The organism is Roseicyclus sp. (genome assembly GCF_052168335.1).
Classification (GTDB): Bacteria; Pseudomonadota; Alphaproteobacteria; order Rhodobacterales; family Rhodobacteraceae; genus Roseibacterium.
The window spans coordinates 1-1,522 of sequence record NZ_JBQLZP010000244.1 but is presented as its reverse complement, the minus strand read 5'-3'; the positions used below and the strand labels follow the sequence as shown (position 1 = coordinate 1,522).

Annotated in this window: 2 protein-coding genes; both read right to left on the bottom strand. The window is 72.8% G+C overall.

The window, feature by feature from the left end:
• Positions 1 to 59: 59 nt before the first annotated feature.
• Complete coding sequence (locus tag ACTS11_RS07580; protein ID WP_442639721.1) at positions 60 to 491, bottom strand: DUF2267 domain-containing protein; 432 nt, start codon at positions 489 to 491, stop codon at positions 60 to 62.
• Positions 492 to 584: 93 nt separating this feature from the next.
• Positions 585 to 1,522: DUF808 domain-containing protein (locus ACTS11_RS07575; RefSeq protein WP_442639720.1), on the bottom strand; the 938-nt coding region annotated here is incomplete at its 5' end.

Genomic DNA, 1,522 nt, shown 5'->3' with positions numbered 1-1,522 from the left:
GGGGGCCCGAGGCCGCGCCTGCCCCCGCCCCGGCGCGGACCCGTGGAGGCGCCCTCCCCTCACGTCTCGGCGAAGAGGCCCCTGATCCTTCGCGTGAAGGTGCCGCGCACCTGCGCCATCTGGCCCCCCGAGACATGCGCGTCGAGCACGTCGAGGACCGCGCCGATGGCGTGCTCCGCGTCGCCCATCGACCCGCCGCCGAAGGCCTCCTGCACGCGGGCGACGAAGCGCTCGCGGCTCCGCTCCCTCACCGGCATGCGCGAGGGGTCGTAGCCCTCGTAGTAGATCCCCCGGATGAGGAGCGGCAGCTGCGCCGAGAGCTGCGCCGCCTCGTCGGGGTTCAGGTGGTCGCGCAACGCGTGCAGGACGGCGCGCAGGAGCCGGTAGGCCCCCTGCTTGTCGCCCCACCCCGCGCGGTAGTCGACCTCGTTGATCCAGATGTTCGCGGCCTGCACGCTCTCGTCGATGATCCTGAGCCCGAGTGCGCTCATGTCCGGTCCTCCTCCGCCTGCCCGGCGCCTGCGCCGCGCCGGTTCCCATGCAGGAAGGAGACCACGAATTCCCGCCGCCCGCCTTGCGCCGTGTCAATGCCCGGCGCCGTCCTCCTCCGCCCCGCCGAGGCCCAGGGCGCGGAGCGCGGGCGCCACGACGCGCCCGGCGACCGGGATCAGCGCCAGCCCCAGCGCGAGGCCGAGCACCCCGTCGAGCGCCGCCTTGACCAGCCAGACCGCCGCCCCGCCCGCGCCCTCGGCGAGGTGCGCCACCCGCTCGATCGCCTCCTCCGGCCCGTGCCAGCCGATCACGGCCAGCGAATGCACGACGATCGAGCCGCCGACCCAGAGCATCGCGAGCGTGCCGACGAAGGTGAGAAGCCGCATGAACCCCGGCATCCCCCGCACGATCCCCCGCCCGAGCGCGCGCCCCGTTGCCGTCCGCCCGGTCGAAGCGAGGTGCAGGCCGACATCGTCCGCCTTCACGATCACCGCGACCGACCCGTAGACGAGCACGGTGATCGCGACGCCCACCACCGCCAGCGCCGCCGCCTCGAAGACCAGCGATTCCGTCTCGATGGCGGCGAGCGCGATGGTCATGATCTCGGCCGAGAGAATGAAGTCGGTCTTGATCGCGCCCTTCACCTTGCGCTCCTCGAGATGCGCGCTGTCCTCGGCGGACATCTTCTTCTTCGTCGCCTCCGCCACGTCGTGATGCGCGGGCGAGAGCCAGTGGGCGACCTTCTCCGCCCCCTCGAAGCAGAGATAGGCCCCGCCGAGCAGGAGCAGCGGCGCGATGGCCCAGGGCGCGAAGGCCGACAGGAGCAGCGCCGCGGGCAGCAGGATCACGAGCTTGTTGAAGATCGAGCCCCGCGCGATCCGCCAGACGATGGGCAACTCGCGCTCGGCGCTGAAGCCATGGACGTACTTTGGCGTCACGGCGGCGTCGTCGATCACCGCGCCCGCGGCCTTGGCGCCGGCCTTGGTGGCCTGCCCCATCACGTCGTCGACCGAGGCGGCCGCCACCTTCG

Coding starts and splice junctions, on each gene's coding strand:
- ACTS11_RS07580 (WP_442639721.1), bottom strand. CDS start 491: ATGAGCGCACTCGGGCTCAGGATCATCGACGAGAGCGTGCAGGCCGCG.